The 14,435-nt window shown below is 59.6% G+C and carries 10 protein-coding genes; 1 reads left to right on the top strand and 9 read right to left on the bottom strand.

Annotated elements, in window-relative coordinates; genetic code table 11:
- Positions 1–23: 23 nt before the first annotated feature.
- From ftsX to glmS, 6 genes are all read right to left on the bottom strand, one after another.
- Positions 24–932: a permease-like cell division protein FtsX gene (gene ftsX / locus AC127K_RS12080; RefSeq protein WP_483720792.1), complete on the bottom strand. Its 909-nt coding sequence runs from the start codon at positions 930–932 to the stop codon at positions 24–26.
- A 9-nt stretch (positions 933–941) separates the two neighbouring features.
- Entirely contained in the window at positions 942–1,691 is a 750-nt protein-coding gene (gene ftsE / locus AC127K_RS12075; RefSeq protein ID WP_483720791.1) for a cell division ATP-binding protein FtsE, read from the bottom strand.
- Positions 1,692–1,980: 289 nt separating this feature from the next.
- A complete protein-coding gene (locus AC127K_RS12070; RefSeq protein ID WP_294542994.1) occupies positions 1,981–3,066 on the bottom strand; it encodes a PucR family transcriptional regulator in 1,086 nt (361 codons plus the stop codon).
- A 291-nt stretch (positions 3,067–3,357) separates the two neighbouring features.
- Positions 3,358–3,978 carry a sugar transferase gene (locus tag AC127K_RS12065; RefSeq protein ID WP_294542995.1) on the bottom strand — a complete coding sequence of 207 codons (621 nt, stop codon included), beginning with the start codon at positions 3,976–3,978 and terminating at the stop codon, positions 3,358–3,360.
- Positions 3,968–5,992, bottom strand: a complete 2,025-nt coding sequence (locus AC127K_RS12060; protein ID WP_483720790.1) for a polysaccharide biosynthesis protein — start codon at positions 5,990–5,992, stop codon at positions 3,968–3,970. Before AC127K_RS12060 ends, AC127K_RS12065 begins: the two co-directional genes overlap by 11 nt.
- Positions 5,993–6,241: 249 nt before the next feature.
- Entirely contained in the window at positions 6,242–8,083 is a 1,842-nt protein-coding gene (glmS, locus tag AC127K_RS12055; protein ID WP_483720789.1) for a glutamine--fructose-6-phosphate transaminase (isomerizing), read from the bottom strand.
- 439 nt (positions 8,084–8,522) lie between these two features.
- Between glmS and AC127K_RS12050 the strand changes: the two genes are divergently transcribed.
- Complete coding sequence (locus AC127K_RS12050) at positions 8,523–10,130, top strand: potassium/proton antiporter (protein ID WP_483720788.1); 1,608 nt, start codon at positions 8,523–8,525, stop codon at positions 10,128–10,130.
- 82 nt (positions 10,131–10,212) lie between these two features.
- Here the strand turns inward: AC127K_RS12050 and pheT are convergent, their stop codons facing one another.
- The 3 genes from pheT to AC127K_RS12035 all read right to left on the bottom strand — a co-directional run bounded on the left by pheT (position 10,213) and on the right by AC127K_RS12035 (position 14,431).
- Positions 10,213–12,630, bottom strand: coding sequence for a phenylalanine--tRNA ligase subunit beta (gene pheT, locus AC127K_RS12045; RefSeq protein ID WP_483720787.1), 2,418 nt, complete (start codon positions 12,628–12,630; stop codon positions 10,213–10,215).
- Positions 12,631–12,645: 15 nt separating this feature from the next.
- Entirely contained in the window at positions 12,646–13,668 is a 1,023-nt protein-coding gene (pheS, locus tag AC127K_RS12040) for a phenylalanine--tRNA ligase subunit alpha (RefSeq protein ID WP_483720786.1), read from the bottom strand.
- A 373-nt stretch (positions 13,669–14,041) separates the two neighbouring features.
- A complete protein-coding gene (locus tag AC127K_RS12035) occupies positions 14,042–14,431 on the bottom strand; it encodes a hypothetical protein (protein ID WP_483720785.1) in 390 nt (129 codons plus the stop codon).
- Between the last annotated feature and the right edge of the window lie 4 nt (positions 14,432–14,435).

The following is a 14,435-nucleotide window of genomic DNA, read 5'->3' as shown; positions in this document are numbered from 1 at the left end:
TTGGAATTCCTCCACCGTAGGGGTCAGACGTTCAGGTGTTTGCGGATGCTGGTGGCGGTACCGATACCGCACATGACGAAGCCAAAGGCCACAAAGCCGATGACGATGTAATACCACACACTTTCCAGCGGGACCAGGGTGCCGCCCAGCAGGTTGGACAGGTTGGACGGGTTTTCCAGGTACCAGCGGTAGAGGGCATAATAGGCGCTGCAGACCACGCCGGAAGAAACAGCCGCGGAGATCAGACCAGAGGTAACGCCCTCCACAAAGAAGGGAAACCGGATAAAGCCGTTGGTGGCCCCCACCAGCTTCATGATGCCGATCTCCTTGCGGCGGGCAAAGACGGTCAGGCGGATGGTGTTGTTGATCACCACGATGCTGACCAGGGCCAGCACCGCCACCAGGCCATAGCTGACGTAGTTGACCACCCGCTGGATAGAGACAAAGAGCTTGGACAGTTCCCGGGTGGCGCTGACGCTTTCCACATTCTCAATGACCCGGAGCTGTTCAATGATGGCGTCGATGTTGGAAACATCATCCACCACCACCTTGTACATGGAGTGGAAGGGGTTGTCCTCCGAGAAGGTGTCCATCAGGTTGGTGTAGTTCTGGAGCATGCCGTCAAACTCTGTCAGCACGTCGGTGGGCGATATATAGGTGACCGAAACCACCCCCGGTACCGCCTTGATGGCGTCGCCGGCCGCGGTGATCTGCTCATCGGACAGACCGTCCACCAAGTAGACATAGCTTTCATTCTGTTCGCCGATATAGTCCACCATGGCGTCGATGTTCATGCCGAACAGCAGCGCCGCGCCCACCAGGATCATGCAGACGATCTGCACGCCCATGGAGGCAAAGGTCATCAGGCGGTTGGCCCGCATATTGTGCAGGCCCTGCCCCACCAGATAAGTAAAACTGGAAAAACGCATCATCTAGCCCCCTTACAGATAAGTCGGTTCCATGCCCATTTCCCGCATGCGGGCTTCATACTCTTCGGCCACTTCCGGGTGGGAAGTATCCGAGGCAACCTGCCCGTGGGCCAGGGTGATGACACGGTTGTTGTACTTTTTGGCCAGTTTCTGCACCAGTTCGTGTTCATGGGTGACCACCACCACGGTGATATGTACTTTGTTGATGGCCTCGAACAGCTGCATGATGTCCATGCTCATTTCGGGGTCGATGTTGCCGGTGGGCTCGTCGGCAATGATGAGCTTGGGGCCGTGGGCCAGAGCACGGGCCACCGCCACACGCTGCTGCTCACCGCCGGAAAGTTCGTCCGGCAGACGATCCATCTTGTCTTCCAGGCCCACCAGGCTCAGGGCAAAGGGAACCCGGTTCTTGATGACCTTGGTGGAAATATTGGTCACGCGCATGGCAAAAGCCACATTTTCATACACGGTCATGGTGGGGATCAGGCGGAAGTCCTGGAACACCACACCCATCTGGCGGCGCATGTAGGGCACCTTGCGGCGGCGCAGCTTGGTCAGATCCTGGCCGTTGATGAAGACCTTGCCTTCGGTGGGCTTTTCTTCCATGAGCATGAGCTTGAGGAAGGTGGATTTGCCCGCGCCGGAATGGCCCAGGATAAAGACGAATTCCCCTTCTTCGATCTGGATATTGATATCTTCGAGGGCGACGTTCTCGTCGCTCTGCGTTTCATACACTTTGGATACGTGTTCAAATTGAATCATGGCATTCTCCTGCGCTTCTCGACACTTCCCTGCCCCCAAAACGGGCAGAACGATACAGATACTAATGTACCATGAATCCCTGCCTGCGTCAAGATTGCCGCAGGCTGACTTCTCTTGTACAAACGTGATTTTCGCGGTACAGACCGGCAATTGTGATAAGTTTGTAAAATTTGGGAAAGGCGCCTTCTTTTATCCTGAACGGATTTTTCGGGCCTGCGGCACAGCAAAAACGGAGCACAAGAAAAAGCGCTCCGATCCAAAGGAGCGGAGCGCCGGAAAGGTATGATTCTCAGTATTTGGCCGGATTTGCGGACAGATACTTCTTGACCATCAGGGCCACCTTGAATACGATGGCATCATCGAACTTGCGCAGATCAAGGCCGGTGAGCTTCTTGATCTTCTCCAGACGGTAAACCAGGGTGTTGCGGTGCACGAACAGGCCGCGGCTGGTTTCGGACACGTTGAGGTTGTTCTCAAAGAAGCGCTGGATGGTGAACAGCGTTTCGGAGTCCAGGCTGTCGATGCTGTCCTGCTTGAAGACTTCATGCAGGAAGGCTTCGCACAGGGTGGTGGGCAGCTGGTAGATCAGGCGGGCAATGCCCAAATGATCGTAGGAGATGACCTGCTTTTCGGTATCGAAAACCTTGCCCACTTCCATGGCGATCTGGGCTTCCTTGAAGCTGGCCGCCAGGTCCTTGATGTTGCCGATGGGGGTACCGATGCCCACCACGGCTTTAATGTAATGCTCGCCCTGCAGGTTGTCCACGATGGAGGCCGCCAGCTTTTCCATATCCCGGGTGCTGGTGTCGGGGCGGATTTCCTTGACCAGAACGGTATCGCTCTCGCTGATATTGAAGACGAAGTCCTTCTGTTTGTCCGGGAACAGGCCGCTGACCACATCATAGGCGGAAATATCATTGCCGCTGGTGACACGGATGAGCAGGACAACCCGCTGCACATCGGACACAAAATGCAGCTCCCGGGCCTTGGCGTAGATATCGCCGGGCAGGATATTGTCCAGCACCACGTTCTTGATGAAGTTGGTCTTGTCGAACTTCTCGTCGTGGTACTGCTTGATGCTCTGCAGGCTGATGGACAGCAGCGCTGCGAACTGGCTGGCGGTGGTATCGCTGCCCTCCACAAAGACGGCATAATCGTTGTGCTTGGCATTGGAGAACTGGTGATAGGCGTAGCCGTCCTTGACAAAGGCATCCCCCGCCGTCAGCCGGCTGGCCGCAAAGCCTTCCCGCACTTCGCCGATCTGCCCCAGCTCGGAGCAGGAGATCACAGCCCCCGTTTCATCCACCACACCCACAACGCGGTCGATCGCGTCCTTCATCTGGTAGACCACATTTTGGAATACCCTGTTTGCCATAAGCTGCCTCTCCTTACCATTGTGCTGAATGACCAAACCGCCGCATGAATCCCTGCCGGCCACTCTGCCGTTATTTTGACCCAAAGCGACGGGTCCCTGATGTATATTTTACACAATTAACTTGACTTTTGCAACATATTTCAACGAGAATTTCAATATTTTCTTGTGTAGTTTTGTTTTGGCGCCTTTTTTGCCTGTTTTTTCAGGAAAAACAGGAGGCAGTTTTTTCCGTCAAAATGCCAATGTCCGGCCAAAAAGCCGGACATTGCGTGACAAAAACCGCTTGCAGCGTTATTTTTGTTCCTTCTTCTGCTCTTCCATGGCACCGGTACCGCCTTCCACCACGCCGCGGCGTTCAAACACGTAGGTGATGGAACGGAAGAAGATGGCCAGATCCTTGCGGAAGGTGATGTCGGCAGCATATTCGCCATCATAGCGGGCCTTCACGTCAATGGGCAGCTCGTCCCGGCCGTTGACCTGGGCAAGGCCGGTCAGTCCCGGGCGGATATCGTTGGCATGCACCGCGTCCCGGGCCTCAATGAGATCATACTGGTTGTACAGAGCCGGACGGGGGCCGATAATGCTCATCTGCCCTGCCAGGATGTTGTAGATCTGGGGCAGTTCGTCCAGGCTGGTGCGGCGCAGGAAAGCCCCGCTTCTGGTGATGTAGGAATTGGCGTTTTTAAGTAGGTGGGTGGGCACGTCGTGGGGCGTGTCCCCCCGCATGGTGCGGAATTTCAGGATGTTGAAATGGGTCTTGTGGGCCCCCACCCGCCGCTGCTTGAAAAACACCGGGCCCGGGGAGTCGATCTTGATCCAGATGGCCAGAATCGCCATGGGAATGGCCAGCACCACCGCCGCCACCGCCGAGAGAAGCAGATCCAGCAGGCGCTTGATATAATTACGATACATCCTTGCCCTCCTTTTTGCTCTCCATGACGGCCTGTTGCTGGGCCACCGCATGTTCGATCTCACTCTTGTCAATGATGGACGTATTGCCGTGGGCCGCACTGACGGTATGGTCCTCGTTCAGTTTGCGGTTGGGATGGTACCGCCCCACAATCCGCTGCAGGCCCATGACCACCGCTTCGTCGTTGTGCTCAGCACAGACCTGCAGGTTCTGCAATTCTTCATAGAAATGGGCCAGGTCGATCTCCATGGGCGGCGCGATGAAGATCTTGTTGTGGGCGGTGCTGAGCATCTTGTCCTGCTCGGAATCCAGCATGAGCTCCTCGTACAGCTTTTCGCCGGGGCGCAGGCCGGTGATCTCGATGGGGATATCCACCCCGGGCTCATACCCGTAGAAGCGGATGAGCCGGTTGGCCAGGTCCATGATGCGCACCGGCTCGCCCATATCCAGCACATAGATGCTGCCGCTCTTGGCCAGACCGCCGGCCTGCAGCACCAGCTGGGCGGCCTCGGTGATGGTCATGAAATAGCGGACGATGTCCGGGTGGGTGATGGTCACGGGGCCGCCCCGCTTGATCTGTTCTTCAAACAGCGGAATGACGCTGCCGTGGCTGCCCAGCACGTTGCCGAAGCGCACCGCCATGCACTTCATGGTGGTGTTGCTGGCAAAGGTCTGGATGAGCATTTCACAGATGCGCTTGGTGCAGCCCATGACGTTGGTGGGGTTCACCGCCTTGTCGGTGGACAGCTGCACGAACCGCTCCACATCATGCTCGGCGGCGGAGGTCAGCAGATTCTTGGTGCCGAAAACATTGTTCTTTACCGCTTCGGCAGGGCTGGTCTCCATCAGGGGCACATGTTTGTGGGCCGCCGCATGGAAAACCACCGAAGGATGATAGGTTTCAAATACCTCGTCCAGGCGGGCTTTGTCCCGGATGGAGCCGATGAGGGTGATGATGTGGGCGTCGGCGCCGTACTTGTTGCGCAGCTCCATCTCCAGCTCATAGGCGCAGTTTTCGTAGATATCGAAGATCAGCAGCTGGCGGGGGCTGTAGCGCATGATCTGGCGGCAGAGCTCGCTGCCGATGGACCCGCCGCCGCCGGTGACCAGCACGATCTTGTCATGCAGATATTCAGAGATCTGGGCGTTGTTCAGCTGAATTTCGTCCCGGGAGAGGAAGTCTGCGGTGTTCAGTTCACGCAGGCCCGCCACCACAGGCTTGCCGCTCTCGTCCACCGCCTGGGGATCGTTGAGCATCCGCACCCGGCAGTGGGTGGAGTTGCAGAGGTTGATGACCTCCCGCAGGCGCTCGCCTTTCAGGGTGGTGATGGCGATGACGATCTCCACAATATGGTATTTGCGCACCAGTTCGGGAATGTCCGAGATGGTACCCCGCACCGGAACGCCCTGCACACGCAGGTTCTTTTTGGTCAGGTCATCGTCCACAATGACCACCGGGTTGCCGAAGGTGGAGTTTTTGGTCTTGCACAGGTTGACGGCCCAGGCACCGGCATTGCCCGCGCCCACGATCAGCAGCGGCGTCTTGTCCCGGGCATTGCGGGCCGCTTTGGGTGTGCTGCCCGTATACTGCCGCAGAGTCCGCATCAGCCGCCACAAAAAGCGTACCCCGGCCACAGCTGCCGTGTTGAGCACTGCACCGATGATGAGCACCGTGCCGCTGATGGTACGGGTGCGGAAGAGCATGTCAAACAAAAGGCTGAATCCGGTGGCCAGACCTGACAGGCACATCAGCCGCGCCAGGTCCCGCATGCCGGCATATTCCCACATTATCTCATACAGACCGCCGAACCAGAACACCACCATATAGATGGGCAGGATATAGGTCAGCATGGGTGCCATGGCCACAATGACCTCGTGGCGGCGGAAAGCGTCACTGCCGTCAAACCGCAGCAGGATGGCGATATAGTAGCAAAGCACGATCAGGCCGCAGTCCAGCAGCATGAGCAGGATACGGCGGGGCAGGCCCTTGATCAGTTGTTCGTTGGTTTTCTTCATTCGTTCTGTCTTCCCTGTTTTCCGGCAGAGGGAACGGCCCGGACAAAAACGGCCGTTCCTGCCACAGTATATGGCGGGGCGGCCCCACTTGCAACGCCGCCACCGCATGAAAATTTTGACTTCGGCTTGTATTATAACACAAAATTGCTCCGTTTGTCCCTACTAACAGGGGGCAAACGGAGCAAAAGACGCACAAAATCACCAAAAAAATTTTGGCAAATCGGACAATTGTGCTCCTAATGTTCAGTTTTATTCCACCGTGACACTTTTGGCCAGATTGCGGGGCTTATCCACATCCAGACCTTTGGCGCAGCTCACATAGTAGGCCAGCAGCTGCAGCGGAATGACCGACAGGCTGATGGCAAAGTGGGGGTCGGTCTTGGGGACATAGACGGTGAAGCCTGCGGTGTCCTCGATGTTGTAGTTGCCGTAGCTGGTCAGCCCCATGAGGAAGGCGCCCCGGCTCTTGGCTTCCACCAGGTTGGAGACGGTCTTTTCGTACAGGTCGGGCTGGGTCAGGATGCCCACCACCAGGGTGCCCTTCTCCACCAGGGAGATGGGGCCGTGCTTCATCTCCCCTGCCGCGAAGGCTTCGGAGTGGATGTAACTGATCTCCTTGAATTTCAGGCTGCCTTCCAGGGCCACCGCGTAGTCCAGACCGCGGCCGATGAAAAAGACGTCATGGGCGTTGGCATATTTGCTGGCAAACCACTGGATGCGCTCCTTGTCGGCGAGGGTCTTTTCGATCTTGTCCGGCAGGGCCTGCAGTTCCGCCACCAAGGCGGCGGCGCGTTCCTGGTCCAGCACGCCCCGCTGCTGCCCGAAGGCAATGGCCAGCAGGTAGCAGGCGGCCAGCTGGGTGCTGTAGGCCTTGGTGGTGGCCACGGCGATTTCCGGGCCGGCCCAGGTGTACAGGGTGGCGTCGGCCTCTCGGGCGATGGAAGACCCCACCACGTTGACGATGCCGATGGTGCGCACGCCCCGGTCCTTGCACAGGCGCAGAGCAGCCAGGGTATCGGCGGTCTCGCCGCTCTGGCTGATGATGATGGCCAGAGAATCCGGCTCCAGCACCGGGTCACGGTACCGGAACTCGCTGGCCACGTCCACCTCCACCGGGACCCGGGCCAGACTCTCGAAGACATAGCGGGCCGCCACGCCCACATGGTAGGCAGAGCCGCAGCCCACGATGTAGAGGCGGCGCACCGCCCGGATGGCTTCCTCGTCCAGGGAAAGCTCGCTCAGGTCCACCTTGCCGTCCTTGATGCGGGGGCTCAGGGTGTCCCGCACGGCGGCCGGCTGCTCGTGGATCTCCTTCATCATGAAATGCTCGTAGCCGCCCTTTTCCGCCGCTTCGGCATCCCACTCAATGGTGGTGGCCTGCTTTTCCACCGGTTCCCGGTCGATGTTGAAGAATTCGATGGAATCGGGGGTCAGGCGGGCGATCTCCAGGTTGTCGATGTAATAGACGGTGCGGGTGTACTTGAGAAGGGCAGGCACATCGGAGGCAATGAGGTTGCCGTCCTCGGCGCGGCCCACAATGAGGGGGCTGTCCTTGCGCACGGCATACACCACACCGGGCTGGTCCGCAAAGAGCACACCCAGCGCATAGGACCCGCGCACCCGCAGCATCATGCGGGTGATAGCGTTCAGCGGATCGCCGGCCGCCTCCCCGGTATAATAGTAATCGATGAGCTGGGCCACCACCTCGGTGTCGGTCTGGGACACAAAATTGAATCCGCGGTTGGTGAGCCAGTCTTTCAGTTCCTGGTAGTTTTCGATGATGCCGTTATGCACCACCGCGATCTTTTCATCCCGGCTGTAATGGGGATGGGCGTTGACCACCGAAGGCTCCCCGTGGGTGGCCCAGCGGGTATGGCCGATGCCGCAGGTACCGGGGACGGCGTTGCCGCCGTCGGTCATCTCGCTCAAAACGCGCAGACGTCCCTTTGCCTTGACCACCTCAATCTTGCCGGCCGCTTCCTGCACGGCCAGACCGGCCGAGTCATACCCGCGGTATTCCAGCTTGGCCAAGCCGTCCAGCAAGATCGGCGCGGCCTGCGCACGACCGGTAAAGCCAACGATTCCACACATATGGGTTCCCTCCGTTCCGTATCCTGTTTTACAGGATATGTTTGTCACATGATTTTTTAAGTATATGCGATTTTCAGGCAAATGTCCACCTTGGGCCTGCCGGCTGTTATAAAAAACGGACGACCGTCAAGGGCAACGGTCGTCCGCCGCACGCATTCTCCCTTTCCAGTTTCTTACACCATAAAGACTTTTCAAAGCAGAGTCGCGTACTTCGTATAGAATACCATGAATCCGGCCGCAGAGCAAGTCAAAAACCGGCAGCTGCCGCTTAGCAGAACTATTTTGACTGCTTTTCCGAAGATTGTTATGTTTTGAGGCATAATTTCCGAAAAATCAAAACCGATTGCTTGTGCTGCCGTTTTACTTGGCAGGCGTGCGGACGGTGTGGTATAGTTATTACAGTACGCATTTTTGATTCACACAGGGAAAGGAAGGGTTCATGCTCGCATCTTTGCTATTGTTCGCGGCCGTGGTCATGCTGGCCTGCACGGTCTTTCTGAAGCTGAGTTCCCGGCTGGGGATTCCGGCGCTGCTGGTGTTCCTGTTTCTGGGCATGCTGTTCGGTTCGGACGGGCTGTTCAAGATTGCTTTTGACGATTACGCCGTCACCGAACAGATCTGCTCGGTGGCCTTGGTCTTCATCATGTTTTACGGCGGTTTCGGCACCAACTGGCGTGCCGCCCGCCCGGTGGCGGTGCCGTCCATCCTGCTTTCCAGCGTCGGTACCCTGCTGACCGCCCTGCTCACCGGCGGGTTCTGCCATCTGGTGCTGGGGATGCCCCTTTTGCAGGGGCTTTTGTGCGGGGCGGTGCTGGGTTCCACCGACGCGGCCTCGGTGTTTTCCATCCTGCGTGCCAGGAACCTGGCCCTGAAAGAAAACACCGACTCCCTGCTGGAAGTGGAGAGCGGCAGCAATGACCCCTTCGCCTATATGCTCACCGCGGTGCTGCTGGCTGCCATGGAAACCGGCATCACCCCGGGTGGTGCGGCACTGCTGCTGGTGAAACAGCTGGCCTTCGGGCTGGTCTTCGGTTTCGGTGTGGGGGCCGCGGTGCTGTGGCTGCTGAGCCGGGTGCGATTTTCCTTTCCCGGCTCAGACGTCATTGTGGTGGTGGCAGCCGCGCTGCTGGCTTACGCCGCCCCCACCCTGCTGGGTGGAAACGGCTTCCTGAGTGTGTATATCGCGGGCATCCTCCTGGGCAACGGAGAAATCGGACACAAGGAAACGCTGGTTCCCTTCTTTGACGGCATCACCAGCATCATGCAGATGATCCTGTTCTTTGTGCTGGGGCTTCTCTCCTACCCTTCCCGGATGCCGGCGGTGCTGCTGCCGGGGCTGGGCATTGCCTTGTTCCTGACCCTGGTGGCCCGCCCTGCGGCGGTGTTCCTGCTCATGACTCCCTTCCGGGGCAGTGTGGGGCAGAAACTGCTGGTCTCCTTTTCCGGGCTGCGGGGTGCGGCCTCGGTCGTCTTTGCGGTGATGGCAGTCATCAGCCCCGCCTACATCGAGATGGATATCTTCCACATCGTGTTTGTGGTGGTGCTCTTCTCCATCCTGGTCCAGGGATCGCTGCTGCCCGCCGTGGCCCGACGTCTGGACATGATCGATACCCAGGGCAATATTCTCAAAACATTCAACGACTATGTGGATGAAGCCCCGGTGCAGTTCATCCAGATCGCTGTGCCCGCCGGTCATGCCTGGTGCGGCAAGGCGGTGCGGGAGATCCTTTTGCCCCCGGGCACCATCCTGATCAGCCTGCAGCGCGGCGACCAGACGCTGGTGCCCTCCGGCAGCACCGTATTGCAGCCGGGAGACCTGCTGGTCCTTTGCGCCCTGGAGCAGGACAAGGCCCCCGCCGCCACCCTGACCGAAAAGGTGGTCAACATCCAGGACCTGCCCGAAAGCCGCCGTCTGGCCGATTTGCCCCGTCGGGCCGGCGCGCTGATCGTGCTGATCCGCCGGGGGCAGGAGTATCTGATTCCCAACGGAGACACCGTGCTGGAGGACGGGGACCTGCTGGTCATCAACAATACCGTCGCCCACTGAATCGCCCGACTTTTCATACAAGAAAGCCCCGCCGTACCGGGAAAGGTACAGCGGGGCTTTGATTTTATTCAGGCTGGCAAGATCAGCGGATCTCCACGTTCAGCCGATATTTCAGGTTGCCCAGGATCTTCTTGACAAAGCGGTCGATCTCCTCGGGCGCCAGAGCCTTGCCGGCGGGCACAAAATGCAGGGTGAAGGCCATGCTCTTTTTGCCGGCCCCCACAGACTCGCTGCGGTAGATGTCGAAGAGTTCCACGTCGCCCAGACTGGGGCAGGCGCGGTGCATCTCGGCGATGATATCGCCGCAGGCGGTCTCCTCGTCGGCCACGAGAGCCAGGTCACGGGCCACCGAGGCGAACTCGGAGATGGGAGCATAGCGCAGGGCCTGACGGCGGTGAGCCATGAAGGCGGGCCAGTCGATCTCCGCCAGGAAGATCTTCTGGTTGTCCCGGCTGTCCTTGGGCAGCTTGAGCTCGGCGGTCACATCATTGGCCAGCTTGCCGAAAACACCGATCTTCTCCTCGCCGCACAGGATGTCGGCGGAGATGCCGGGGTGCAGCCAGGGGGTGTTCTGGGCACGGCGGTAGTCGAAGGTCACGCCGAAGGCGGCGCCCAGGGCTTCGATGGCGCCCTTGAGGGCGAAGAAGTCCTCCTTCTCGCCGAAGGCGGCCAGCCCCAGGTGCAGGGTCTCGTTGGGCAGCTGGTTGATGCTCTCGGCAGGAGCGTAGACGTTGGCCAGCTCGAACAGGCGGCCGGCGGTGTTGCCCTTCTTCAGGTTTTCCACCACCACGTTCAGCAGGGACGGGGCCAGCAGCGGACGCATGATGGTCAGGTTGGAAGTCAGGGGGTTGAGGATGCGCACCACGTTGCGCTCGGGAGCATCGGCGGCAATGTGCAGGGCATCCAGGTCGGCGTCGGCGTAGAAAGCCAGGGTGATGGCCTCATAGAAGCCCTGGGCGCAGACGGTGTTCTTGGCACGGGCCTGCCGCTGCTGGTCCGGGTTCAGGCCTCCGTTGGTGACGGTGGCATTCTTCAGGAAGGTGGGCTTGATGTGCTCGTAGCCATATTCCCGGATGACCTCCTCGGCCAGATCGGGCTCGCCTACCTCGATATCCTCCCGCCAGCGGGGGGCCACCACCTGCATGGTGTCATGGTCATCCTGCAGCTCCACCTGGAAGTCCAGACGCTTGAGGATATCCAGCACCGCCTCGGTGGGAACTTCAATGCCCAGGATGGCGTTGATGCGGCTGATGCGGGCGGAGAAATGTTTGCCTTCCCGGGAAGCACCGGCGGACACGTCAAAGGCGCTGGCGGTGACTTCGCCGCAGTTCAGTTCCTGGATCAGGTGCAGAGCGCGGGCCATGCCCAGCTCGGTGGTGTACTCGGAGACACCCTTCTCATAGTGGGCGGAAGCGTCGGTGTTCTGGCCCAGGCCGCGGGCGGTCTTGCGGATGTTGTCCCGGGCGAACTTGGCGGACTCGAACAGCAGCTGGGTGGTGTTCTCGGTGATCTCGCTGTTCAGACCACCCATGACACCGGCCAGGGCCACCGGCTTGTGGCCGTCGCAGATGACCAGGTTCTGGTTGGTCAGGGCGAACTCCTTGCCGTCCAGGGTGGTGATGGTCTCCCCTTCCGCGGCGCGGCGGACGATGATCTGGCAGCTTTCCAGGGTGTTCATGTCAAAGGCATGCATGGGCTGGCCGATCTCCAGCATGACGTAGTTGGTGATATCCACCACGTTGGAGATGCTGCGCAGGCCGCACAGCGCCAGCTGACGGCGCATCCACCGGGGAGACTGGCCCCAGGTGATATTGCGCACATAATGGCCCATGTAGCGGGGGCAGATGTCGGGGGCTTCCACCGTGATAGACAGGCGGGGGTCCTTATAATCGGTGGTGGTGTAGTCGGTGGCGGGCATCTTCAGGGGCTTGCCCAGCACGGCAGCCACCTCCCGGGCAATGCCCAGGATGCTCTGGCAGTCGGAGCGGTTGGCGGTGATGGAGATATCAAAGATATACTCATCCAGCCCCACCACCTTGCGGATGTCGTCGCCGGGGACGGTGTCCTTGGACAGGTCGAGCAGGCCATAGACTTCGGCGCCGGGATACAGGTCCTCATTCAGGCCCAGTTCCTCGCCGGAGCAGAGCATGCCGTTGGATTCCACGCCGCGCAGGGGCTTGGCCTTGATGGTGACGCCGCCGGGCAGGGTGGCGCCATCCAGAGCGGCGGGGGTGTGCATGCCCGCATACACGTTGGGGGCACCGGTGGAGATCTGGATATCATGGCCGTAGGGGCCGCAGTCCACCTTGCAGATGTGCAGATGGGTGCCTTCCTGGGGGACGGCCTCGGTGACAACACCCACGACCACCTTGGAGATCTCGGCACCCAGATAGATCAGTTCTTCCACCTCGAAGCCGCAGGAGAAAAGCTTTTCCTGCAGGATTTCGGGGGTCACGTCGATATCGACATATTGTTTCAGCCAGCTGAACGGTACTTTCATTGGTTTCTTCCTCCCTTAGCCCTTGAACTGCTGCAAGAAGCGCAGGTCGTTTTCAAACATCAGGCCGATGTTGTTGATGCCGTATTTGAGCATGGCGATCCGCTCGATGCCGATGCCGAAGGCAAAGCCGGAATACACTTCGGGGTCGATGCCGCAGTTGCGCAGCACGTTCTGGTGCACCACGCCGGCGCCCAGCACTTCGATCCAGCCGGTGTGCTTGCACAGGCTGCAGCCCTTGCCGCCGCACTCAAAGCAGGAAACGTCCACCTCCACGCTGGGTTCGGTGAAGGGGAAGTAGGAAGGACGCAGACGGGTCTTGACCTCGGGTCCGAAGAGGGCCTGGACGAACTTGTCCAGCATGCCCTGCAGGTCGCACAGGGTGATGCCCTTGTCCACCACCAGACCTTCCATCTGGTGGAACATGGGAGAATGGGTGGCGTCGGAGTCGGAGCGGAAGACGCGGCCGGGTACCAGCACCTTGATGGGCGGGCGCTCGGCATCCATAACGCGGATCTGGCCGCCGCTGGTCTGGGTGCGCAGCACGATGTCCTCGGCCACATAGAAGGTGTCCTGCATATCCCGGGCGGGATGGTTCTTGGGCACGTTCAGACGGGTGAAGTTGTGCTCGTCGTCCTCGATCTCGGGGCCTTCGTAGATTTCAAAGCCCATGCCGGAGAAGACGTCGATGATCTCGTTCTTGACCAGGGTGATGGGATGCAGCCCGCCGGTCAGGTTGCCCTTTCCGGGCAGGGTGATATCCACGGTTTCGGCCTTGTTGCGGGCTTCCAGCTCGGCGGCTTCGATCTCGGCGGACAGGGCCTCATACACGCCCTCGGCCCAGACCTTGCACTCGTTGATGAGCTTGCCGGCGGCGGGGCGGTCTTCCTTGGCCACGTCCCGCAGGCTCTTGGTCAGGCCGGTGACGGCCCCGTTCTTGCTGAGGTATTTCTGCCAGAAGGCGGAAAGTTCCTCCTTGTTGTGCACGGCTGCCCGGTCGGCTTCCAGCTGCGCGCGCACTGCATTGATCTTTTCCTGCATTTCGCACCTCTCCTTTTGTTGCGGTTGCGGGACGAAGCAAACAAAAAAGCTCCGTCCCTGATGTTTGTCAGGGACGAAGCTGTAAAAACTCCGCGGTACCACCCGTGTTCCGCCGGCTGATGCGGCGGCACTCTGCGAGCACAGGTCCTGTGCTCTTCCGCCGTAACGGGGCGGGACCGTTCCGCACTACTGGGCCCCCATTGCAGGGGCTGTTCCCGCGGACCACTCGGGAGCGAACTTCGGTGCCGGACCCGTGGGGCGGCTTTCAGCCGGTGACCGCCCTCTCTTTGCCTGGAATCCCGTGGCGCTTACTTTCTCCGTCAGCGTGTTTTGCAAAATACGCTATCAATTATAGGCGCGGGGATGGGGTTTGTCAAGGGTTGGGACGGCGCAGGCAGTGCACCAGTCGGGTGATGCCAAAGACCAGCCAGCCCAGGGCACAGCCCGACAAAGGCGCCATGCACCAGCCGCCCGCCAGGACCCAGCCCAGGCCCACCCCGCCGGTGCAGAGCACAAAGACGAGAGCGGGGATCAGGAACAAGGCAAAGGGCAGGGCGAACCGCCAGACGGGGCCTTCCAGCCGGCAGACCAGCAGCTGCAGGAAGAACTGCGGAATGAAGTGGAAGAACATCAAAAGCAGCTGGTGCAGGGAGGAAATATTCAGGGGCAGTTCCGCAAAGGCGGAAACGAAGATCACCAGATACACCACCAGACTGACAAGAAAGCAGCCCAGCAGGATACGGTCGGTCCGGTCCTTTTTCATGGGG

Source organism: Subdoligranulum sp. DSM 23681, assembly GCF_057005535.1.
This window is presented reverse-complemented; position numbering and strand designations above follow the sequence as displayed.

Coding starts and splice junctions, on each gene's coding strand:
- ftsX (WP_483720792.1), bottom strand. CDS start 932: ATGATGCGTTTTTCCAGTTTTACTTATCTGGTGGGGCAGGGCCTGCAC.
- ftsE (WP_483720791.1), bottom strand. CDS start 1,691: ATGATTCAATTTGAACACGTATCCAAAGTGTATGAAACGCAGAGCGAC.
- AC127K_RS12070 (WP_294542994.1), bottom strand. CDS start 3,066: ATGGCAAACAGGGTATTCCAAAATGTGGTCTACCAGATGAAGGACGCG.
- AC127K_RS12065 (WP_294542995.1), bottom strand. CDS start 3,978: ATGTATCGTAATTATATCAAGCGCCTGCTGGATCTGCTTCTCTCGGCG.
- AC127K_RS12060 (WP_483720790.1), bottom strand. CDS start 5,992: ATGAAGAAAACCAACGAACAACTGATCAAGGGCCTGCCCCGCCGTATC.
- glmS (WP_483720789.1), bottom strand. CDS start 8,083: ATGTGTGGAATCGTTGGCTTTACCGGTCGTGCGCAGGCCGCGCCGATC.
- AC127K_RS12050 (WP_483720788.1), top strand. CDS start 8,523: ATGCTCGCATCTTTGCTATTGTTCGCGGCCGTGGTCATGCTGGCCTGC.
- pheT (WP_483720787.1), bottom strand. CDS start 12,630: ATGAAAGTACCGTTCAGCTGGCTGAAACAATATGTCGATATCGACGTG.
- pheS (WP_483720786.1), bottom strand. CDS start 13,668: ATGCAGGAAAAGATCAATGCAGTGCGCGCGCAGCTGGAAGCCGACCGG.
- AC127K_RS12035 (WP_483720785.1), bottom strand. CDS start 14,431: ATGAAAAAGGACCGGACCGACCGTATCCTGCTGGGCTGCTTTCTTGTC.